This is a genomic window from Streptomyces sp. NPDC005898 (assembly GCF_040629635.1).
Taxonomy (GTDB): Bacteria; Actinomycetota; Actinomycetes; order Streptomycetales; family Streptomycetaceae; genus Streptomyces.
The window spans coordinates 38,996-59,260 of the sequence record NZ_JBEXWC010000013.1 but is presented as its reverse complement, the minus strand read 5'-3'; the positions used below and the strand labels follow the sequence as shown (position 1 = coordinate 59,260).

Genomic DNA, 20,265 nt, shown 5'->3' with positions numbered 1-20,265 from the left:
GTCAGAAAGGCAGGCCGGCATGACCAGGGTGCTGGTGGTCGACGACGAGCCGCAGATCGTGCGCGCCCTCGTGATCAACCTCAAGGCGCGCAAGTACGAGGTGGACGCGGCCCCCGACGGCGCCACGGCGCTGCAACTGGCCGCCGCCCGCCACCCCGACGTGATCGTGCTCGACCTCGGACTGCCCGACATGGACGGCGTGGAGGTCATCCGCGGCCTGCGCGGCTGGACGCGCGTGCCGATCCTCGTGCTGTCCGCCCGGCACAGCTCCGACGAGAAGGTCGAGGCCCTGGACGCGGGCGCCGACGACTACGTCACCAAGCCCTTCGGCATGGACGAGCTGCTGGCCCGCCTGCGCGCCGCCGTCCGCAGGGCCGAGCCCGTCGGCGCCGGCGAGGGCGACGTCATGGTCGACACCGAGGACTTCTCCGTCGACCTCGCCGCCAAGAAGGTCAACCGCGACGGGCGCGACGTACGCCTGACCCCGACCGAATGGCACCTCCTCGAGGTCCTGGTCCGCAACACCGGCCGTCTGGTGAGCCAGAAGCAGCTGCTGCAAGAGGTGTGGGGGCCCTCCTACGGCACCGAGACCAATTACCTGCGCGTCTACATGGCGCAGCTGCGCCGCAAGCTGGAGGCGGACCCGGCGCATCCGCGGCACTTCATCACGGAGCCCGGCATGGGGTACCGCTTCGAGCGGTGAGCTGTGCGGGGAGCTGTGCGCGACGAGCTGTGCGGTGAGCGGGCATGAGCGCAGGTGAGCGCACCGCTTTCCGGTGCGTCGGCGGCCCCCGGTAGGCTTTCTGTATGAGTGCTGTTCCTGGTTCCGAAAAGCCGGCGGGCCGTTTCCGGCGCATGCTCGACCGGCTGTCCTCCTCCCAGGAGGACCTGGAGTCCGAGGAGCTGCGCGAGGACGCCGACACCGCGGGCTGCGTCCGCATCGGTGACTGCCAGGACCGCCAGATAGTGACCGTTACTGGTACCTTGCGCACGGTCACCCTGCGACCACGCGCCGGGGTTCCCGCCCTGGAGGCCGAGCTGTTCGACGGCTCCGCGGCGCTGGACGTGGTGTGGCTCGGCAGGCGCTCCATCGTGGGCATCGAGCCGGGGCGCAAGCTGCTCGCGTCGGGCCGGATCTCGATGAGCCGGGGCCGCCGGGTGCTGTTCAATCCCAAATACGAACTCAGACCGCTCGGACGGGAGTAGCCGGTGACGTCCCTCGACAAGCCGACGGACCAGGGGAAGACGGATCAGGGCGCCGATTCCCGGGCCGTGACCGAGGCAGCGCTCTTCGAGGCCTTCGGCGGCGTGCGGGGCATGGTGGAGACGGTCGTTCCCGGCCTGCTCTTCGTGACCATCTTCACGATCAACAAGGACCTGCACATGTCGGCCATCGCGGCCCTCGCGGTGTCCCTGGTGCTCGTGGTGGTCCGCCTGGTCAGGAAGGACACCGTCAAGCACGCCTTCAGCGGCGTCTTCGGCGTCGCCTTCGGTGTGGTCTTCGCGATGATGACCGGCAACGCCAAGGACTTCTACCTGCCGGGCATGCTCTACACCCTGGGCCTCGCCCTGGCCTACATCATCACGACCCTCGCGGGCGTCCCCCTGATCGGCCTGATCCTCGGCCCGGTCTTCAAGGAGAACCTCTCCTGGCGCACCCGCAACCCCGGCCGCAAGGCGGCGTACGCCAAGGCGAGCTGGGCCTGGGGCCTGATCCTGCTCGCCAAGTGCGCGGTCCTCTTCCCGCTGTACTGGTGGGCGGACACCACGCAGTTCGGCTGGGTCCTGATCGCCCTGAAGATCCCGCCGTTCCTGCTCGCCGTCTACCTCACCTGGGTCTTCCTGGCGAAGGCCCCGCCGCCGATCGACGTCTTCGCGGAGATGGAGGCCGCCGAGAAGGCGGAGGAGGAGCGCAAGGCCGCGGAGCGCGCCCCGTAAGGGGCGCGGGGAACCGCGCGCCCGGCCACGACGGCCCCGCAGAGGACGTGTACGAGAGGGGGCGCCCGGTGATTCACCGGGCGCCCCCTCCACGTACGAGCCCCCGGGGCTAGCTCTCGCGCCGCACCGAGAGCAGGTCCTCCAGCTGCTCCTCCCGCGCCTGCGCGGCCACGAAGAGCAGCTCGTCGCCCGCCTCCAGGGAGTCGTCCGGGGACGGCGCGAGGACGCGCGTACCGCGGATGATCGTCACCAGCGAGGTGTCCTCGGGCCACTGCACGTCGCCGACCAGCGTGCCCGCGAGGGCGGACTCGGGCGGCAGCGTCAGCTCGACGAGGTTCGCGTCGCCGTGGCTGAAGCGCAGCAGCCGCACGAGATCGCCGACGCTCACCGCCTCCTCCACGAGCGCGGACATCAGGCGCGGCGTGGAGACCGCGACGTCGACGCCCCAGGACTCGTTGAAGAGCCACTCGTTCTTGGGGTTGTTCACGCGGGCGACGACGCGCGGGACGCCGTACTCCGTCTTGGCGAGCAGCGAGACGACGAGGTTGACCTTGTCGTCGCCGGTCGCGGCGATCACGACGTTGCAGCGCTGGAGCGCGGCCTCGTCCAGGGAGGTGATCTCGCAGGCGTCGGCGAGCAGCCACTCGGCCTGCGGGACGCGCTCGACGGAGATGGCCGTCGGCGCCTTGTCGACCAGCAGGACCTCGTGGCCGTTCTCCAGCAGCTCACCGGCGATGGAGCGGCCCACGGCGCCGGCTCCGGCAATGGCGACCCTCATCAGTGACCGCCTTCCTCGGGGCCTTCGGCGAACGCCGCCTCGACCTTGTCGACCTGGTCGGTGCGCATCATCACGTGCACCAGGTCGCCCTCCTGCAGAACCGTCTGCGAGGTGGGCAGGACCGCCTCGCCCAGCCGGGTGAGGAAGGCGACGCGGACGCCGGTCTCCTCCTGGAGCCGGCTGATCTTGTGCCCGATCCAGGCCTGGGACGCGTGCACCTCGGCGAGCTGCACGCCGCCGGTGGGGTCGCGCCACAGCGGCTCGGCGCCGGAGGGGAGCAGGCGGCGCAGCATCTGGTCGGCGGTCCAGCGGACCGTGGCGACCGTGGGGATGCCGAGGCGCTGGTAGACCTCGGCGCGGCGCGGGTCGTAGATGCGGGCCGCGACGTTCTCGATGCCGAACATCTCGCGGGCGACGCGGGCGGCGATGATGTTCGAGTTGTCGCCGCTGCTGACGGCGGCGAAGGCGCCCGCCTCCTCGATGCCGGCCTCGCGCAGGGTGTCCTGGTCGAAGCCGACGCCGGTGACGCGGCGGCCGCCGAACCCGGAGCCCAGGCGGCGGAAGGCCGTGGGGTCCTGGTCGACCACGGCGACCGTGTGCCCCTGTTGTTCCAGGGTCTGCGCGAGAGCGGAACCGACTCTCCCGCAGCCCATGATGACGATGTGCACGACCGTCCTTCCGGCTGTGTCAATACTCTGTGCTCAGGCTGAACGGTAAAAGCGTCTCAGACCGGAGCCCAAGCTACACACGCGCGGTCGGCGCCGGGCACCCCCGTGCACCTGTCGGACGGGTCGCCCGCGGCTCAGTCCACGCTGCGCAGCAGGCCCTCCACGGTCTGCAGCCGGTGGCCCAGCTCGACCAGCTGCAAGCGGGTCGCCTCCTGCTCCGACCTGGCACGTTCGGCCACCTCGCGGTACTGCTGCATGGCCTCGGCGTACTGCCGGTCGCGCTCGCGGTTGCGCTGCGACTGGAAGTAGGCGACGGCGACGATCGCGCCGGCGAGTATCAGGAAAAATGCGATCGGGATGATCACGTCTTCCACTAGGGCGTCCCCTTTGCTGAGTGCTGTTCGTCCTCGCCCGGCCGGTCCGACGGATCCGCGGGGCTCGCTTGGTCCGCCGCACCCCGCCGGGCGGCCGCGGTGATCGTATCCACGTTCAACCGCACGTCGAAGGGCGCCAGTTCGAAGTACTTGAGTGCCTTGCCGTCGTCGGAGAGCTCCAGCCGGCCGACGACGAGGCCGGCCTTCTCCATGCGTTCGAGGTGCATGTAGAGCAAGGGGCGGGACACGCCGAGGCGCCGGGCCAGCTCGCTGACGTAGAGCTGGCCGGACGCGAGCTCGCAGATGATCCGGATGCGCTGGGCGTGGCCGACGGCCGCGAGAAAGGCCAGGAGCTCCTCGCTGTCCATGCTCCGCCCTCGCGTCGGTCCCCGTACCTGTCGGCACCTGTCAGTCAAGGCTTACGTATGGCGGGTTCCGCTGTCAATCCACGTCCTGACCTCTCGGCATAACAGTTGACGGTTCATTCCTTCACCTGTCAGTCTCCACTTACACATGACAGGCAAGGTCGAAATGGTGGGGCGGGACGGACATGAGAAAGCGATCGGCCACGGTGCGCGTGGCCCGGTGGAGCGCGCTGCACCCATGGCGGGCGATCATCGGATGGCTCGTCTTCGTGGTGCTGTGCCTGGGCGGCGGGATCGCCGCCGGCATGAACAGCGCGACCTCGCAGGACTTCCGCGTCGGCGAGGCGGGCCGGGCCGAGGCCCTGGCCGTCGAGGGCGGCGTCCAGCTCAGGTCCACGGAACAGGTCCTCATCCGGGCCGCGTCGGGCCCGCTGGACGAGACGGCCGCCGACGCCGCCGTCAAGGACGTCACCGCCCGGATGAAGGCCCTGCCGGAGGTCGCCTCGGTGGCGGAGCCGGTGCGCTCGGCGGACGGGCGCGTCCTGCGGGTCCAAGTGGAGCTCAACGGCTCCGAACAGGAGGACCAGGAGCACGTCCCACCGCTGCGGGCCCAGACCGAGGAGGCCGCGAAGGCCCATCCGGACCTGGTCATCGAGGAGACCGGTGACGCCTCCGTGAGCAAGGGCGTGGACGGCCGGCGCAACGACGACCTCAAGTTCTCCGAGGCGATAACGCTGCCCATCACCCTGATCACGCTGGCGGTGGTCTTCGGCTCGGTCGTCATGGTCGGCGTACCGCTGCTGCTCGCCGTCACCTCGATCATGGCGACCATGGGCCTGGCGATGGTGGCCTCGCACCTGCTGCCCGACACCGGCGTCGGGATGAGCATGATCCTGCTCATCGGCATGGCCGTCGGCGTCGACTACACGCTCTTCTACCTCAAGCGGGAACGTGAGGAGCGGGCGCGGGCGGGCGGCCGTCTCACCTCCGAGGCGCTCGTCGAGGCCGCCGCCGCGACGGCGGGCCGCGCGATCGTCGTCTCCGGGCTCGCCGTGATCGTCTCCACGACCGCGCTCTACCTCGCCGGTGACGTCATCTTCGACTCGCTCGCCACCGGCACGATCCTGGTCGTCGCCGTCGCCGTGCTCAGTTCGGTGACCGTCCTTCCCGCGCTGCTGGTCAAGCTGGGGCGCCGCACCGAGCGCCGGGCCCAGCGCCGCGCCGCCAAGCGCCGCGACCAGGGCAAGCCCGTACGGACGTACGAGGAGAAGAAGCCCGGCAAGGTCTGGCGTGCCCTCCTCACACCCGCCCGCAAGCACCCCGCGCTCACCCTGGGCCTGTCGGTCCTGGTCATGCTGGGGCTCGCGCTGCCCGCGCTGAACATGACCCTCAAGAACCCGGCGCGCGACAGCTTCTCCCGCGAGATACCGGCGATGAAGGAGTACGACCGGCTGCTCGACGCCTTCCCGGAGCAGCGCGTCCGCCACCTCGTCGTGGTGCGCGCCGAGGCCTCGCGGGCCGGCGAGGTGACGGCGGCGCTGCGCGAGCTGGCCCGCGAGGCGCAGGCGGACCCGCTCTTCTCGAAGCGCTCCGGTGCCCCGCTCATCCGCACCTCCGACGACCGCGGGACCACGACCCTGGAGCTCAACACCCCGCATCCGACGTACTCCGAGGAGGCCGAGGACTCGCTCGAACACCTGCGCGCCGACTACCTGCCGACGACCGTCGGCACCCTGCCCGGCGTCGAGACGGCCGTCACCGGTGAGGTGGCGCGCGGCGTCGACTACGTGGCGCACCAGAACGACAAGCTGCCGATCGTCCTCGGCTTCCTGCTCCTGATGACCTTCCTCATGACGCTCTACGCGTTCCGCTCGGCCGTCCTCGCACTGCTCGGCGTCGGGCTCAACCTGCTCTCCGCGGCCTCCGCGCTCGGACTGCTCGTCCTGGTCTTCCAGGGCCGGTGGGCCGAGGACCTGCTGTCCTTCGTCTCACTCGGCGGGATCTCCTCGCGCGTACCGCTCTTCCTCTTCGTGATCCTCTTCGGGCTCTCCACGGACTACCAGGTCTTCGTGGTCAGCCGGATCCGCGAGGCCGCCCTGAACGGCGTGCCCACCCGGCAGGCGGTCCTCGACGGCATCGCCTCCTCCGCCAAGATCGTCACCAGCGCGGCGATCGTCATGGTCACCGTCTTCGCGAGCTTCGTGATGCTGCACATCCTGGAGATGAAGCAGATGGGCTTCGTCCTCGCGGCGGCCGTCCTGCTCGACGCGTTCGTGATCCGCGTCATGATCCTGCCCGCCGCGCTGCTGCTCCTGGGCCGCCTCACCTGGTGGCCGTCCGGTGCGGTCCGCCGTGCGCAGGAGCGGTCGGCCGGCCGCTTCGAGGGGCCGGGCGGGGGCTTCGAGGGGCCGGGCGGGGGCTTCGCCGCCGAGGGCGCCGGGGAGGGCTCCGACGGCTGGTTTGAGCAGCACTCTAAAGAGGGCAGCCTCCCACACAGCGGATAACCGGGGCAGATGGGGGTGGTGGGTGGGCGGGTGTCCTTGCGAACGCTTACGATCCTCTGCGTGTCCAAACTGACCGACGTGCCCAAACGGATCCTCATCGGGCGCGCACTGCGCAGTGACCGGCTCGGAGAAACGCTCCTGCCGAAGCGCATCGCACTCCCCGTCTTCGCGTCCGACCCGCTCTCCTCCGTGGCCTACGCGCCTGGTGAGGTCCTCCTGGTCCTCTCCATCGCGGGGGTGTCGGCGTACCACTTCAGCCCGTGGATCGCCGTCGCGGTCGTGGTGCTGATGTTCACCGTCGTCGCGTCGTACAGACAGAACGTGCACGCCTACCCGAGCGGCGGCGGCGACTACGAGGTCGCCACCACCAACCTCGGGCCCAAGGCGGGGCTCACCGTCGCGAGCGCCCTGCTGGTCGACTACGTCCTGACCGTGGCCGTGTCGATCTCCTCGGGCATCGAGAACCTCGGCTCCGCGGTCCCCTTCGTGGTCGAGCACAAGGTCCTGTGCGCGGTCGCCGTGATCATCCTCCTCACGCTGATGAACCTGCGCGGCGTGAAGGAGTCCGGGAAGCTCTTCGCCATCCCGACGTACGTCTTCGTGGCCGGCGTCTTCATCATGGTTGCCTGGGGCGCCTTCCGGGGGATCGTCCTGGGCGACAGCATGCGGGCGCCCACCGCCGACTACGAGATCAAGCCCGAGCACCAGGGCCTCGCCGGCTTCGCGCTGGTCTTCCTGCTCCTGCGGGCCTTCTCCTCCGGCTGTGCCGCGCTCACCGGCGTCGAGGCGATCAGCAACGGCGTCCCGGCGTTCCGCAAGCCGAAGTCCAAGAACGCCGCGACGACCCTCGCCCTGATGGGCGCCCTGGCCGTCACCATGTTCTGCGGCATCATCGCGCTCGCCATGGTCACCAAGGTCCGCATGGCGGAGACCCCGGCCAAGGACCTCTTCCACAAAGGCGTCCCGGTCGGCGCGGACTACGTCCAGAACCCGGTCATCTCCCAGGTCGCCGAGGCCGTCTTCGGCCACGGCAGCCTCCTGTTCATGATCCTGGCCGCGGCCACCGCGCTCGTGCTGTTCCTCGCCGCCAACACCGCGTACAACGGCTTCCCGCTGCTCGGCTCGATCCTCGCCCAGGACCGCTACCTGCCGCGCCAGCTGCACACCCGCGGCGACCGCCTCGCGTTCTCCAACGGCATCGTGCTCCTCGCGGGCGCGGCGGCCCTGCTCGTCGTCATCTACGGCGCCGACTCCACCCGCCTGATCCAGCTCTACATCGTCGGCGTCTTCGTCTCCTTCACGCTCAGCCAGATCGGCATGGTCCGGCACTGGAACCGCCACCTGGCCGCCGAGAAGGACCCGAACAAGCGCCGGCACATGATCCGCTCCCGCGCGATCAACACCTTCGGCGCCTTCTTCACCGGCCTCGTGCTGGTCGTCGTGCTCATCACCAAGTTCACGCACGGCGCCTGGGTCGCGCTGCTCGGCATGTGCATCTTCTACGTGACGATGACGGCGATCCGCCGCCACTACGACCGCGTGGCCGAGGAGATCGCCGCCCCGGAGACCCCCTCCGACGACAACATGCGCCCCTCCCGGGTCCACTCGATCGTCCTGGTCTCCAAGATCCACCGCCCGACGCTGCGCGCCCTGTCGTACGCGAAGCTGATGCGCTCGCACACCCTCGAGGCGCTCAGCGTCAACGTCGACCCGGCCGAGACCAAGGCGCTCAAGGGCGAGTGGGAGCGGCGCGGCATCACCGTGCCGCTGAAGGTCCTCGACTCGCCCTACCGCGAGATCACCCGGCCGATCATCGAGTACGTGAAGAGCCTGCGCCGGGAGAGCCCCCGCGACGTGGTCAGCGTGATCATCCCCGAGTACGTGGTGGGCCACTGGTACGAGCACCTGCTGCACAACCAGAGCGCCCTGCGCCTGAAGGGCCGCCTGCTCTTCACACCGGGCGTGATGGTGACCTCCGTCCCCTACCAGCTGGACTCCTCCGAGGTCGCGAAGAAGCGGGCCCGCAGGCGCCAGGAGTGGAACGCGCCGGGCGCGGTGCGGCGGGGGCCGGTGGAGAAGCCGAGGCGCGCCAAGGACAAGGACCGGGCCAAGGACGGCGACAAGGACAGGGGCGCCGACAGGGGCGGGGACAGGGAGCCGAGCAAGAAGGCCTGAGCCCTCGGCCTCCTGGCCGTGGCGACCGGCCGGCTGAGCGTTCGGCGCTGTGGTGGGCGGTCGGCGCCGTGGTGAGCGTTCGGCGCTGTGGTGGGCGGTCGGCGCCGTGGTGAGCGGCTGGCGCCGTGGTGGGAGGTCGGCGCCGTGGTGGGCGGCCGGGCGACACCCACGTAGACTGGTGGGCTGTTGTCCGGCTGTTCCCCTTTTACGTTGTGGAGTCACCCCGCCATGCAGGCAGAACCGAAGAATTCGCAGGCGGGGGACGTGTCGGCCGAGCCCGCCGGCGAGGCCGTCTCCCTGGTCGGCCAGGAGCACGAGGTCGAGGTCGGCCCCGTCGCGCACGGCGGCCACTGCGTCGCCCGCACCGCCGAGGGCCAGGTGCTCTTCGTGCGGCACGCGCTGCCCGGCGAGAAGGTCGTCGCCCGGGTGACCGAGGGCGAGGAGGGCGCGCGCTTCCTGCGGGCGGACGCGGTTCAGGTGCTCGAGGCGTCCAAGGACCGCGTCGAGGCGCCCTGCCCCTACGCCGGCCCCGGCCGCTGCGGAGGCTGCGACTGGCAGCACGCGAAGCCGGGCGCGCAGCGCCGCCTCAAGGGCGAGGTCATCACCGAGCAGCTCAAGCGCCTGGCCGGGCTCACCCCCGAGGAGGCGGGCTGGGACGGCACGGTCATGCCGGCCGAGGGCGACAAGCTCCCGCCGGGCGAGGTCCCGGCATGGCGTACGCGCGTGCAGTACGCGGTCGACGCGGACGGCAACGCGGGCCTGCGCCGCCACCGCTCCCACGAGGTCGAGCCGATCGACCACTGCATGATCGCGGCCACCGGGGTCTCCGAACTCGGCATCGAGAGCCGTGACTGGTCCGGGATGGCCTCCATCGAGGCGATCGCGGCGACCGGCTCCCAGGACCGCCAGGTGATCCTCGCCCCGAAGCCGGGCGCGCGCCTGCCGATCGTGGAGCTGGACAAGCCGGTCTCGGTGATGCGGGTGGGGGAGAAGGACGGGGGCGTCCACCGCGTCCACGGCCGCGCCTTCGTCCGCGAGCGGGCGGACGGCCGCACGTACCGTGTCGGCAGCGGCGGCTTCTGGCAGGTCCACCCGAAGGCGGCGGAGACGCTGATGCTGGCGGTCATGCAGGGCCTGCTGCCCCGCAAGGGCGACACGGCCCTCGACCTGTACTGCGGCGTCGGCCTCTTCGCGGGCGCGCTCGCGGACCGGGTCGGCGAGCAGGGCGCGGTCCTCGGCATCGAGTCCGGCAAGCGCGCGGTGGAGGACGCCCGGCACAACCTCGCGGGCTTCGACCGCGTCCGCATCGAGCAGGGCAAGGTCGAATCGGTCCTCCCGCGCACGGGCATCACCGAGGCGGACCTGATCGTCCTGGACCCCCCGCGCGCGGGCGCGGGCAAGCAGACGGTCCGCCACCTGACGGGCCTGGGCGCCCGCCGCATCGCCTACGTGGCGTGCGACCCGGCGGCGCTGGCCCGTGACCTCGCCTACTTCCGCGAGGGCGGCTACCGGGTGCGGTCGCTGCGGGCGTTCGATCTGTTCCCGATGACCCATCATGTTGAGTGCGTCGCGATCCTTGAGCCCGCCGCAAAGGGTGCCTGACCTGCGGTTTTGGCGAGTGTGCATTATGTGCGTTGTGGGCGTTACGGGCGATATCATGACGCATGAGTGACGCACGCGGAGCCCTCGTGACGCACGTTTGACGCACGTTCTGATGGGGCGTCAAGCGTGCGTCCTCGCAGATGGCAGGTGTCGGGCGTGAAGTTCTGGGGAGCGGCCTTTGCCGTTTCTTGGTGCACCCCTGTCGGTTATGGCCTCATTTGCGAATGAGGGGAAGTGCGGTTTGCAAACGCTTGCTGGGCGAGGAGCGGTGCGAGATCCGCGCTGCTGGGGGTTGGCGGCATGGGCAGTGTCGGCGTCGTGGCGGTGTTGATGAGTTCTTGAAGGTGGGCTTCGGCGAACGTGAGCCACTCCTTGATCTCAGTGAGTTCGTGTCCGGGCGTTAGGGATGTGGCCCGTTCGCGTACCGCTGTGACGTACTCAGCCAGACGCTTGGCTTTGTGCCAGGTTCCTGTCTGTTCTTCGAGGCGCTTGACGCGGTAGGCGTGGGTGTACGCGGCGTGGGCGTTGCGCAAAGCGTCTTCCTGGTGCAGCAGTGCCGTTTCCTCGGCCTGCGCCTCTGCTCGGCGGTTGCGTTCGGCGGCTTCGCCGCGGAGGTCGATTTCTTGTATGATTTCGGGGAGTTGGTCTTCCAGCGGCCGGCTGTCGAGGTCGGCCCATTCGGTTCCGCGGTGCGGGGTGCCGCCTCCGAGGATGAATCGCAGTCTGTTGGCGGGGGTGTAGTCACCGGGCCCGCGGCAACCGCATCCTCGCCCTAGGCAAACGCTACGACCGCCTGGTCGCCGGCATCGACAACCTCCCGGGCATCTTCACCGTCGCCGACCTCCTCACCGAAGTCGGGCCACAAGCCCTGGATTTGGTCAGGCCCATGGGCTGTGGCTGCTTTTCGAGGGCGGCTACGACAGGGTGTGGTTTGACGAGTCTGGCCGGCACGGGGAGCGGGGCGAGTTCGGCGAGGCGCCAGAGATTGTGTCTGCCTTTGCCGGTGAGCTGGGCGCCTCAATGCCCGCGACGTTTGGTGATTCTGACAGTCCGCGGCTTTGCAGGGCCTGAGAGCTGCCCCTGTACGTGCTGTCCTGCCGGACGCTATGGGGGCATCCTTGCCCCACCCACCAAATACCGAACATCGACGCCCTCGCCGGCCCAGCCACGGTGCTGACCTCCTGCGCGATCTCCATGAGCGGGCGCCTACCCCAACGGCTGAGGCTCCGCTCCGAGCCCCAGGCGCCGCGCGTCGCGCTCCGGGTGGATTGCCGCCAGGGCGAAGGCACCGGCCGTGAGCATCACCGCGCCGGCGACGAGGAAGGCGGTGGTGTAGCCGGCGGCCGGGGTGTCGGCCACGTCGATGAGGTGGCCGGTCAGGAACGGCGCCACGAGGCCGGGCAGGGTGCCGACGCCGGCGACGATGCCGAAAACGGCGCCGCGCTGGGCAGGGGGAACGACCTCGGCGGTCGTCATGTAGTGGAGCGGGACGGCGATCGCGGTGCCGCCGAAGGCCAGCGCGATCAGCACGAGCCGCGGACCGGAGGCGTCGATGAACGGGAAGGCCGTCATCGCGCACCCGGCCACACACACGGCGATGCTCTGCCCCGCCCCGCTGGAGCAACGGCTGCTCACACCACGGGACTTCAGCGCGTCCATGAACGGGGAGACCGCCAGTAGCAGTACCAGCCCGAAGCCGGACATGACACTGATCGCGGTCGCGGAAGCCGCCGCCGACATGTCCATCTGCGTCCTGAAGTAGGCGGGCAGCCAGGCATGGCTGAGGGACAGCGCCCACGCCGCGCCGAAGGCACTGGAAATGCTGCCGAGCACGGTTCCGGTCAGCAGGATTTTGCGGTAGGGCAATCTGGGCTGACTGGTTCCGCCGGCTGTGCGCTTGTGGTCGTACGGGCCGTCGTGGCCGACGCGCCACCACACCAGTGCCCAGGTCGCGCTCACGGCAGCGAGGACGGCGTAGGCCGAGCGCCAGCCGAATCCCTCGATCAGCCAGGTGACCACCGGTGCCGCGATGAGGGTGCCCAGGGCCGCGCCGCCGATCTGGAGGGCCGAGGGAAAGCCGCGGCGCTCCGGCGGAAACCACTTGTACAGGGCGTGCATGGACATGGACGCCGCTGGTCCCTCGGCGGCGCCGAGCAGAATACGGCCGGCCATCAGGGTCGGGACCGATGCCAGGGCCAGGACCGGGAGTTGGGCCACGGCCCACAGCAGGGTCATGCCGAACAGCAGGACCCGGCTGGAGATGCGGGTGGAGAGGAAGCCCACGAGGAGTCCGGAGATGCTGAAGAGGAAGTAGAAGGAGCTGGAGATCAGGCCGTAGGTGCTGTTGCTGAGGTCGAGTTCCTCCATGATCGGAACGGCGGCGAGGCCGAGGACCGACTTGTCGGCGAAGTTGATGACCATGAAGGTCACGATCATCGCCGTGATCACCCAGGCTCTGCGGCTGTCAGCGGCGGGAGCGGGGGCGTGCTGGGACTGCGTGGCGGTACGGGGTGCCATGGGGGCGACTCCTGCGGATGCGGGTGGAGCAGGGGGTCGTACAGGTGGGCGGTTGTTCCCCGTGGCCGCGGGCCCGCTCGCCGAAGCGGGGGCCCGCGGCACCGCCCTGGGCACCAAGGGGTGGGTCAGATCAGGCCCTTGGCGATCGCGTTCTTGTGGATCTCGGTGGTGCCGGTGACGATCCGGAACATCCGCAGGCTGCGGAAGATCTGCTCGACCTCGTTGCCGCGGGTCAGCCCGGCCTTGCCGTGGATCTGGACGGCCTGGTCGGCGACGCGGAAGGATGCCTCGGAGGTGAAGAGCTTGCACATGTTGGCTTCGACGGAGACGTTGTCTCCCCGGTCGGCCTTGGCGGCGGTGGCCATCACCATCGCGCGGGCGGCGTAGATCTCGGTGGCCATCTCGGCGATCTTGTGGTGGATCGCCTGATGGGCGAGGAGCGGCTGGCCGAAGACGGTGCGGTTCATGGCGTAGTGCACCGACAGGTCCCAGGCGCGGCGGGCGGCGCCGATGAGGGACGGGCAGTGCAGCAGGCGGTTGAGGGTGATGCGGCCGATGCCGATGCGCAGGCCCTGGCCGATCTCGCCGAGCAGGTTGGCGGCGGGGATGCGGCAGTCCTCGAAGACGAGGTCGCCCTCCATCTGCTGCCCGGACATGGGGACTTCACCGTCGAGCACCGTGCAGCCTGGGGTGTCCAGGTCGACGAGGAACGCGCTGTACGCCTCTTCGGTGCCGGCCATGCGGGCGACGACGATCGCGAAGTCCGCGAAGGGGGCGGCCGAGCTGAACACCTTCTTGCCGTTGAGGACATAGGTGTCTCCGTCCGGGGTGGCGGTCGTTGTCATGCGGCGTACGTCGGAGCCCGCGTCCTCCTCCGTGATGGAGAAGCAGCAGGCTCGCTCGCCCCGGACGACGGGCAGCAAGTACCGCTCACGCTGTTCCTCGGTGGCGTACTTCACGATCGCGCCGACGCGCAGGGGACCGCCCATGTCACCGAGGACGGAATGGGAGAGAGCGGCGCCGGAGGCGGTCAGTTCCTCCTTGAGGGCGCACAGTTCGTAGAAGCTCAAACCCTGGCCGCCCAGTTCGTGGGGCAGGCTGATGCCGTAGAAGCCGAGTTCGGCGCTGCGCTTCCAGACGTGTTCCAGAGTGGTGCGGTCGAGCTTGGTCTCCGCGGTGATGCCGTGCTCGCGTTCGTAGGGGATGAGCTCGTCGGTGAGGTAGGCGCGCAGGCGGACGACGAGGTCCTGGAGGCGGGGGTTGTCGTCGTAGGAGGGTTCGAGGGTGAAGGGCATGCCAGGGTCCTGTTCAGTTGACGCGGCGCTCGGCGCCCGCCCAGTGGGGGTCGCGGATGGCGCGGCGGTCGATCTTGCCGTTGGGGTTGTGGGGCAGGGCGGCGACGAAGTCGATGGAGCGGGGCTTCTTCATGCGGGCCAGGTGCTCGGCGCAGAAGTCGATGAGGTCGGCCTCCGTGAGGGTGGCGCCGTCGCGCGTCACGACGACGGCCTTGACGGCCTCGCCCCACTGCTCGTCCGGGACGCCGACGACGGCGGCCTCGTAGACGTCGGGGTGCTGGTGCAGGACGGACTCGACCTCGACGGCGTAGATGTTGAATCCGCCGGAGACGATCATGTCCTTCTTGCGGTCGACGATGAAGACGTAGCCGTCGGAGCGGCGGCGGGCGAGGTCGCCGGTGAGGAACCAGCCGTCCCGGAAGGTGTGCGCGGTGAGGTCCGGCGCGTTGTGGTAGCCGGGGACGACATCGGGGCCGCGGACGGCGATCTCGCCGATCTCCCCGTCAGCGACGGGCTGTCCGCTGTCGTCGACGATGGCGACCTCGGCCTCGGCGAGCGCACGGCCGCAGGACAACAGCAGCTCCTCGTCCTCGCCCTCGGTCCCCCGCCGGTGGTCCTCCGTGGAGAGGAAGAGCACGCCGGAGGTGGTCTCGCCACACCCGTATCCCTGGGAGAGGACCGGGCCGAAGAGGCCCCAGGCGGCCCTGATCCGGGCCGGTGACATCGGTGCGGCGCCGTAGATCAGCTGGCGCAGGCTGGAGAGGTCGTAGTCGCGGGCGTTCGGCAGCGCGAGCACGGTGTTGACCATCGTCGGCACGACGAAGGCATGGGTGGCACGCTCGCGCTGGACGGTGGCGAGGAACTCCTCGGCGTCCCAGCGCGGCAGGACGACCGCACAGCCGCCGGCGAAGAAGATGCCCATCAGCGGCATGCCCGAGGCATGGGTGACCGGCCCTGCCAGGATCTGCCGGTCACCTGGGCCCACCCGGGTATCGGCACTCATCACCGACTTGCGCATCAGCGCGAGCCGGTTGCCGTACGTCTGAACCGCCGCCTTGAGCTTGCCGGTGGAGCCCGAAGTGAAGTGCAGTACGGCGATGTCGCTCTCGTCACACTCCGCCTCGACGGGCTCCGGCTCGGTGCCCGCAAGGGTCTCGGCGTAACCCGGCCCGAGGTCGCTCCGACCGTCATAGCCGAGGACAGTCTTCACTCCCGTGCCGGGCACCGCGGCGCGGGCGATGTCCAGATGAGCCGTGTCCGTCAACAGCACCCGCGCGTCCGACTCCGCCAGCAGATGGGCGACTTCTGCGGTGCCGAGCCTGGCGTTGATCGGCGCGCGGGCCAGGCCGGCCTTGTAGAGGGCGACTTCTGTGACGATCAGTTCGGCACGGTTGTCGGCGAGGGTCGCGACCCGGTCCCCCCGACTCAGGCCGAAGGAGCGCAGGGCCGTCGCGAGCCGGTCGCTGTGGTCGTCCAGTTCTGCGTAGGTCAGCCTGACGGGTCCGCAGACGACCGCCTCGGCATCGGGTTGGTGGCCGGCAGTCCGGCGTACGTACCGTCCGAGGTTCATCGCACCTCCAGTGTTTCCGAACAGTGTGTCCAGTAGCAAGCTTGGTGTGCGGCAACGTAAAGGCAGCGTTAGGGTCAGGTCAACGGTTCGGACGAGAAGGAAGCGAAGTGGACATGAAGCCCGCGGGAGACCGCCGCGTCCGCAGGACGCGGGCCGCACTGCGCCAGGCCCTGGTCGCACTGGTCCTGGAGAAGGGGTTCCACGCGATCACGGTGGAGGAGATCACCGAACGCGCCGATATCGGCCGGGCCACCTTCTACGCCCACTACCGGGACAAGGAGGACCTCCTGGTCGGTATCGTCCGCGACCTGGCCGAGGACCGGGACCGCCTCCTGCCGGCGGTCCGGCAGGCGCACGCGGAGGGGTTCACCGGGCTGCCGGTGAAGTACATCTTCGAACACGCCGAGCAGGAGAAACCCGTCTACCGGGTCGTCCTGCGGGGCGAGGGAGACGGCCGGGCCCTACGGGAGTTCACGGACCTCATCTGCGCCCACGCCGAGGCCGCCTTCCGCGCCCGGACCGAGCAGCTCGCGGTGACGCCACGCATCCCCCTCGACGTCGTGGCCCGGGCGTGGACCGGCGAACTCATCGGCCTGCTCACCTGGTGGGTCGAGAACGACACCGGCTACAGCGCCGCCGAAATCACCGCCCATCTGCGCGACCTCTCGGTCTACGGTCGCGTCTGGGCCACCGGACTCACCCCGTCCGACGCCCCGGGAGCTCTCGACCTCGCCCAATGAACCACGGCTGCACCACGGCGCCCGCCGCTGACTGACCAGCCTGATCGAGTTACCGAACAGCATGTACGGTAACTCGACCAGAAGGCGTATGACGGAAGAGCGGAGCGGACGCGTGACAGGCACACCGTCGCTGGCCGATCTCGTATGGGCCCGGGGATACACCGATCCGGCCTGGGTCCGACGTCAACGACCTCAGGGCGAGAACTCGTTCCGAGCCGCAGTGTCTGGCGGGGTTCTGACGGCCCGTCCTCATTGCCCACCTCGCCGGCCGGCGCCCTCGACGACCTCACGTTCGCAGGACCACACGGTCAATGCCTCACCCTCGCGGAGCTGCTCGCCCGGGCCGAGACCGACGCTCTGCTGGTCATGCACCGCGGACGCCTCGTGCACGAGGAGTACCTCCACGGTACGAGCCCCATGTCCCGCACTTCAACGCCTCGGCCGCCAAGTCCTACCTCGGACTCGTCGCCGCGGTCCTCGCGCACGAAGGGCAGCTCGACCGCGGCGCCCAGGTCGCGAAGTACGTTCCCGAGCTCGCCGGAACCGCCTTCGGCGACGCCCAGGTCGACCACCTCCTCCACATGGGCACGCAGATGAGCTACGCGGGCCGCCCGTACGACAAGGCACTCGAAGCGCAGCGCTACTTCGCGGTCCTCGCCCCCCAACTGCGCCCCTACGGCTACACCGGGCCGGCCACGATCCGCGAACACCTCGGCACCGCCCGGGCGACCGCTGAGCCGGGCACCGAGTTCCGCTACGAGAACGGCAACGTCGAAGCCCTCGCCGAGGTCCTGCGGCGCGTCACCGGCACCACTACCTCCGCCCTGCTGTCCGAGATGATCTGGTCCCGGATCGGCGCGGAGGAGGACGCGTACTACCTCCTCGACTCAGAGGGCTCTGAGGCCGCCTGCGGCGGCTTCAGTGCCACCGCCCGCGATCTGGCCCGACTCGGCGAGATGGTCCGCTGCGGCGGCGCGACCGGCGACCTCCAGGTCGTCCCGGAAGCCGTCGCCTCCACCATCGTGTCCGGCGTCCCGGCCGGCTACCCCCACCGCGTGCGCTTCCCCGCCGCACCCCCCGACGGGCCCGCGACCCTCTCGTACCACGACCTCTGGTGGATCCCCAACGACCCGTACGGATCCTTCATGGCCAGCGGCATCCATGGCCAGCGCCTCTTCATCTCCCCGGCCCTCGACCTGGTGATCGTCCACTACGCCTCCCAGATCATTTCCCCGGCCGTCCCCCAGGTCCCTCTCGTCCAGGCATTCCTCGAGATCGGCACACACCTCCAGCGCTCCAGGGCCTGAACCGCCGCAGGCGTCGGCGCCCAGCCGCCCGCCTCCGGCCCGCCCTCCGAGGCGGGAGGCAGCGCTACTCGAGGAGGGCGAGCCGTACCCGGAAGGTGCACCCCTGGCCCGGGGCCGAATCGATCTCGATGTCGCCGCCGTGGGCCGTGACGAGGGAGTGCACGATCGAGAGGCCGAGTCCCGTACCGGCGCCCGTGGCGCGGCTGCGGGATGCGTCGGCGCGGTAGAACCGCTCGAAGACCCGCTGCCGTTCCTCCGGTGAGAGGCCGGGCCCCCGGTCGGCCACCTCCAGTACCGCGAGCCCGTCCCGCACTCCCACGCCGATCCGGATCGGCGTACCGCCGGGTGAGTGCGCTACCGCGTTGCCGACCAGATTGGTGACGACCTGCCGCAGACGTGCCTCGTCCGCGAGCGTCTGGGCGGTGGCGGGCTTGCCATCGCCCGGGCCGGTGAGCGTGACGGGGCGGGCGGCGTCCAGGGCCCGGACCTCGTGCAACGCGTCGGCGGCCAGTGTGCGCAGGTCCATCGGGGCGCGCTCCAGGGGGAAGGCGGGGGCCGGGCCGGTCCCGACGGCGGTGCTCTGCGCCGCCTCGTCCAGGCGGGCCAGGAGGAGCATGTCTCCCACGAGGCGGGTCAGACGCTCGGACTCCTCGGCGATCCGCGTCATGAGGTGGTCCGTCTCCAGCCGGGTCCGTGAGGCGCCCATCCGGTACAGGTCGGTGTACCCCTTGATGCCGACGAGCGGGGTGCGCAGTTCGTGGCTGGCGTCCGCGAAGAAGCGCCGCATCCGTGACTCGGCTTCCGCTCGGGCGCGGAAGGCGGTGTCGATCTGGTCGAGCATCCGGTTCAGGCAGGTGGTCAGCCGCCCCACCTCGGTCTGTGCTCCGGCCGTCGCCGGGATGCGGTGGGAGAAGTCACCGGAGGTGATGGCGTCCGCGGTCTCCTCGATGCGGGTCAGCGGCCGCAGACCGGAACGGACCGCGAACCAGCCGACGGCGGCCAGCACGGCGAGCAGTATCCCGCCGGTGGTCAGGGAGACGGTCCGGGTCTTCGCTACCGTGCGGTCCACCTCGTCCAGCGACGTCGCGACGACGACGCTCCCGCGGGCGGCCGGTTCGTCCGCCGCTGCGATCGACTGGTCGGGCCTGGTCAGCGCCACGACCCGCCAGCTGTGACCGTCGTCGCGCGCCGGAACGGTGAACGGCTGCCCCGCACGGTCGAGTACGGCGTCCCGGTCGAGGTGCGGCAGCTGCGGTCCACCCCCTGGCGCGGCGGTGGTGGAATCGAAGGTGTTGCGGGAGACGCCGGCGTCGTCGACGTACGAGACCGTGGTGTCCTCGAAGGAACTGAGGACGCGTACGTTCTGCGGGGAGTCCATGCCTGGCGGTGGCGTGATGCGGGCGGCGATCTGCGCCGTGGTCTTCAGGCGCGCGTCGACGCGGCCCTCCAGGTAGCCGCGCAGAGCGGTGTTGACGGCGGCGCCCGCCGCGAGGAGCCCGATGGCGACCAGTGTGGTCGCCAGGCACAAAAGGCGCGTACGCAGAGACATGCGCGCGAGGGCGCGCCGTGCGTTGCGCACAGGATGGCGCCGGGTGTGGAGAGACCCTGGCACCCTCATGTCCGGGGCCCGCGCAGTACGTAGCCGATGCCGTGCACGGTGTGGATGAGTTTGGGGCCGGCCCGGTCCACCTTGCGGCGCAGGTAGCTGATGTAGGTGTCGACGATGCTGGGGTCGCCGTCGAAGTCGTAGCGCCAGACGTTCTCCAAGATCTGCGCCTTGGACATGGTCAGCCCGGCGTTGGTCAGCAGGAAGTGGAGCAGGCGGAACTCGGTGGGCGACAGACGCACCGGCTGCCCGGCCCGGGTCACCAGGTGTCCCCCGGGGTCCAGTTCGAGGTCGCCGAGGGTCAGGTTCTCGGACGGCTCACCCTTGGTGCGGCGCAGCACCGCGTGGATGCGGGCAATCAGTTCCTCCAGGTCGAAGGGCTTGGTGACGTAGTCGTCGCCGCCCAGGGTGAGGCCGGCGATCCGGTCCTGGCGGTCCTCCCGGGCGGTGACGAACAGCACGGGCACGTCGCCACCGACGCCTTGGCCGGCCGTGCGGGGAAGGGCGCGCAGCCGTCGGATCACCTCGAAACCGTCGATGCCCGGGAGCATCACATCGAGGAGCACCAGGTCCGGCGGGCGCTGGGCCGCCACCCGCAGGGCCTCTTCCCCGTCCGCCGCGACATCGACGTCGAACCCGGCGTAGCACAGGGCGGCCGGGAGAAGTTCACGCACGGTCGGCTCGTCGTCGACGACGAGCAGGTGGCCCTTGGGCGAGGTGCCGCGGCGTGCCGCGCGGGCTGGTGTCATGGCTGTTTCGTTCCGCTTCGTCGTACGTGAGTTCCGCGTCCGGGGACCGGACCGGTCGGCCTGGCCGGACACCTGGC

At 70.2% G+C, this 20,265-nt stretch carries 18 protein-coding genes; 8 read left to right on the top strand and 10 right to left on the bottom strand.

The features are described from left to right. The first annotated feature begins 19 nt into the window (after window positions 1–19). The 3 genes from ABZ385_RS19085 to ABZ385_RS19075 all read left to right on the top strand — a co-directional run bounded on the left by ABZ385_RS19085 (window position 20) and on the right by ABZ385_RS19075 (window position 1,938). Window positions 20–703, top strand: a complete 684-nt coding sequence (locus ABZ385_RS19085; RefSeq protein ID WP_358581429.1) for a response regulator — start codon at window positions 20–22, stop codon at window positions 701–703. A 104-nt stretch (window positions 704–807) separates the two neighbouring features. Next, window positions 808–1,206, top strand: a complete 399-nt coding sequence (locus ABZ385_RS19080) for an OB-fold nucleic acid binding domain-containing protein (protein ID WP_358581427.1) — start codon at window positions 808–810, stop codon at window positions 1,204–1,206. Between the two features lie 3 nt (window positions 1,207–1,209). After that, window positions 1,210–1,938 (top strand): DUF3159 domain-containing protein, encoded by a 729-nt coding sequence (locus ABZ385_RS19075; RefSeq protein WP_358581424.1) that lies wholly within the window; start codon window positions 1,210–1,212, stop codon window positions 1,936–1,938. Between the two features lie 109 nt (window positions 1,939–2,047). On the opposite strand, the gene ABZ385_RS19070 is transcribed toward ABZ385_RS19075, so the two are convergent. The 4 genes from ABZ385_RS19070 to ABZ385_RS19055 form a co-directional block, all read right to left on the bottom strand. Beyond that, window positions 2,048–2,716, bottom strand: coding sequence for a TrkA family potassium uptake protein (locus tag ABZ385_RS19070; protein ID WP_358583578.1), 669 nt, complete (start codon window positions 2,714–2,716; stop codon window positions 2,048–2,050). Then, window positions 2,716–3,384 carry a TrkA family potassium uptake protein gene (locus ABZ385_RS19065; protein WP_358583576.1) on the bottom strand — a complete coding sequence of 223 codons (669 nt, stop codon included), beginning with the start codon at window positions 3,382–3,384 and terminating at the stop codon, window positions 2,716–2,718. Before ABZ385_RS19065 ends, ABZ385_RS19070 begins: the two co-directional genes overlap by 1 nt. Before the next feature lie 134 nt (window positions 3,385–3,518). Then, the gene (locus ABZ385_RS19060; RefSeq protein WP_358583574.1) at window positions 3,519–3,758 is read right to left on the bottom strand and encodes a hypothetical protein; all 240 of its coding nucleotides are present in this window, start codon (window positions 3,756–3,758) and stop codon (window positions 3,519–3,521) included. Further along, a complete protein-coding gene (locus tag ABZ385_RS19055; RefSeq protein WP_358583572.1) occupies window positions 3,758–4,126 on the bottom strand; it encodes a winged helix-turn-helix domain-containing protein in 369 nt (122 codons plus the stop codon). The genes ABZ385_RS19060 and ABZ385_RS19055 overlap by 1 nt, the downstream gene beginning before the upstream one ends. A 182-nt stretch (window positions 4,127–4,308) precedes the next feature. On the opposite strand from ABZ385_RS19055, the gene ABZ385_RS19050 reads away from it, so the two are divergent. The 3 genes from ABZ385_RS19050 to ABZ385_RS19040 all read left to right on the top strand — a co-directional run bounded on the left by ABZ385_RS19050 (window position 4,309) and on the right by ABZ385_RS19040 (window position 10,404). Continuing rightward, complete coding sequence (locus ABZ385_RS19050; protein WP_358912318.1) at window positions 4,309–6,627, top strand: MMPL family transporter; 2,319 nt, start codon at window positions 4,309–4,311, stop codon at window positions 6,625–6,627. A 60-nt stretch (window positions 6,628–6,687) separates the two neighbouring features. Continuing rightward, window positions 6,688–8,802, top strand: coding sequence for an APC family permease (locus ABZ385_RS19045; protein WP_358912316.1), 2,115 nt, complete (start codon window positions 6,688–6,690; stop codon window positions 8,800–8,802). A 228-nt stretch (window positions 8,803–9,030) separates the two neighbouring features. Further along, complete coding sequence (locus ABZ385_RS19040; RefSeq protein ID WP_358912315.1) at window positions 9,031–10,404, top strand: class I SAM-dependent RNA methyltransferase; 1,374 nt, start codon at window positions 9,031–9,033, stop codon at window positions 10,402–10,404. A 206-nt stretch (window positions 10,405–10,610) separates the two neighbouring features. On the opposite strand, the gene ABZ385_RS19035 is transcribed toward ABZ385_RS19040, so the two are convergent. The 4 genes from ABZ385_RS19035 to ABZ385_RS19020 all read right to left on the bottom strand — a co-directional run bounded on the left by ABZ385_RS19035 (window position 10,611) and on the right by ABZ385_RS19020 (window position 15,786). Beyond that, a complete protein-coding gene (locus ABZ385_RS19035; RefSeq protein WP_358912313.1) occupies window positions 10,611–10,937 on the bottom strand; it encodes a hypothetical protein in 327 nt (108 codons plus the stop codon). 673 nt (window positions 10,938–11,610) lie between these two features. Next, window positions 11,611–12,921, bottom strand: a complete 1,311-nt coding sequence (locus tag ABZ385_RS19030) for an MFS transporter (RefSeq protein WP_358912311.1) — start codon at window positions 12,919–12,921, stop codon at window positions 11,611–11,613. Window positions 12,922–13,046: 125 nt separating this feature from the next. Beyond that, window positions 13,047–14,216, bottom strand: coding sequence for an acyl-CoA dehydrogenase family protein (locus ABZ385_RS19025; RefSeq protein ID WP_358583560.1), 1,170 nt, complete (start codon window positions 14,214–14,216; stop codon window positions 13,047–13,049). Between the two features lie 13 nt (window positions 14,217–14,229). Beyond that, entirely contained in the window at window positions 14,230–15,786 is a 1,557-nt protein-coding gene (locus ABZ385_RS19020) for a long-chain fatty acid--CoA ligase (RefSeq protein WP_358912309.1), read from the bottom strand. A 107-nt stretch (window positions 15,787–15,893) separates the two neighbouring features. Between ABZ385_RS19020 and ABZ385_RS19015 the strand changes: the two genes are divergently transcribed. Both ABZ385_RS19015 and ABZ385_RS19010 read left to right on the top strand, forming a co-directional pair. Then, window positions 15,894–16,526: a TetR/AcrR family transcriptional regulator gene (locus ABZ385_RS19015; RefSeq protein ID WP_358583556.1), complete on the top strand. Its 633-nt coding sequence runs from the start codon at window positions 15,894–15,896 to the stop codon at window positions 16,524–16,526. 311 nt (window positions 16,527–16,837) lie between these two features. Then, window positions 16,838–17,833, top strand: a complete 996-nt coding sequence (locus tag ABZ385_RS19010) for a serine hydrolase (protein ID WP_358912307.1) — start codon at window positions 16,838–16,840, stop codon at window positions 17,831–17,833. Between the two features lie 64 nt (window positions 17,834–17,897). Here the strand turns inward: ABZ385_RS19010 and ABZ385_RS19005 are convergent, their stop codons facing one another. Both ABZ385_RS19005 and ABZ385_RS19000 read right to left on the bottom strand, forming a co-directional pair. After that, on the bottom strand, window positions 17,898–19,382 hold the full coding sequence (locus ABZ385_RS19005) for a HAMP domain-containing sensor histidine kinase (protein ID WP_358583553.1): 1,485 nt from the start codon (window positions 19,380–19,382) through the stop codon (window positions 17,898–17,900). A gap of 65 nt (window positions 19,383–19,447) precedes the next feature. Beyond that, window positions 19,448–20,188, bottom strand: coding sequence for a response regulator transcription factor (locus ABZ385_RS19000; RefSeq protein ID WP_358912305.1), 741 nt, complete (start codon window positions 20,186–20,188; stop codon window positions 19,448–19,450). Window positions 20,189–20,265: the final 77 nt, after the last annotated feature.

Excerpts from the sequence above, each read along its gene's own strand:
- ABZ385_RS19020 (WP_358912309.1), bottom strand. The coding sequence starts at position 15,786 with ATGAACCTCGGACGGTACGTACGCCGGACTGCCGGCCACCAACCCGAT.
- ABZ385_RS19005 (WP_358583553.1), bottom strand. The coding sequence starts at position 19,382 with ATGTCTCTGCGTACGCGCCTTTTGTGCCTGGCGACCACACTGGTCGCC.
- ABZ385_RS19030 (WP_358912311.1), bottom strand. The coding sequence starts at position 12,921 with ATGGCACCCCGTACCGCCACGCAGTCCCAGCACGCCCCCGCTCCCGCC.
- ABZ385_RS19000 (WP_358912305.1), bottom strand. The coding sequence starts at position 20,188 with ATGACACCAGCCCGCGCGGCACGCCGCGGCACCTCGCCCAAGGGCCAC.
- ABZ385_RS19010 (WP_358912307.1), top strand. The coding sequence starts at position 16,838 with ATGCCTCACCCTCGCGGAGCTGCTCGCCCGGGCCGAGACCGACGCTCT.
- ABZ385_RS19040 (WP_358912315.1), top strand. The coding sequence starts at position 9,031 with ATGCAGGCAGAACCGAAGAATTCGCAGGCGGGGGACGTGTCGGCCGAG.
- ABZ385_RS19055 (WP_358583572.1), bottom strand. The coding sequence starts at position 4,126 with ATGGACAGCGAGGAGCTCCTGGCCTTTCTCGCGGCCGTCGGCCACGCC.
- ABZ385_RS19070 (WP_358583578.1), bottom strand. The coding sequence starts at position 2,716 with ATGAGGGTCGCCATTGCCGGAGCCGGCGCCGTGGGCCGCTCCATCGCC.
- ABZ385_RS19050 (WP_358912318.1), top strand. The coding sequence starts at position 4,309 with ATGAGAAAGCGATCGGCCACGGTGCGCGTGGCCCGGTGGAGCGCGCTG.
- ABZ385_RS19080 (WP_358581427.1), top strand. The coding sequence starts at position 808 with ATGAGTGCTGTTCCTGGTTCCGAAAAGCCGGCGGGCCGTTTCCGGCGC.
- ABZ385_RS19085 (WP_358581429.1), top strand. The coding sequence starts at position 20 with ATGACCAGGGTGCTGGTGGTCGACGACGAGCCGCAGATCGTGCGCGCC.
- ABZ385_RS19025 (WP_358583560.1), bottom strand. The coding sequence starts at position 14,216 with ATGCCCTTCACCCTCGAACCCTCCTACGACGACAACCCCCGCCTCCAG.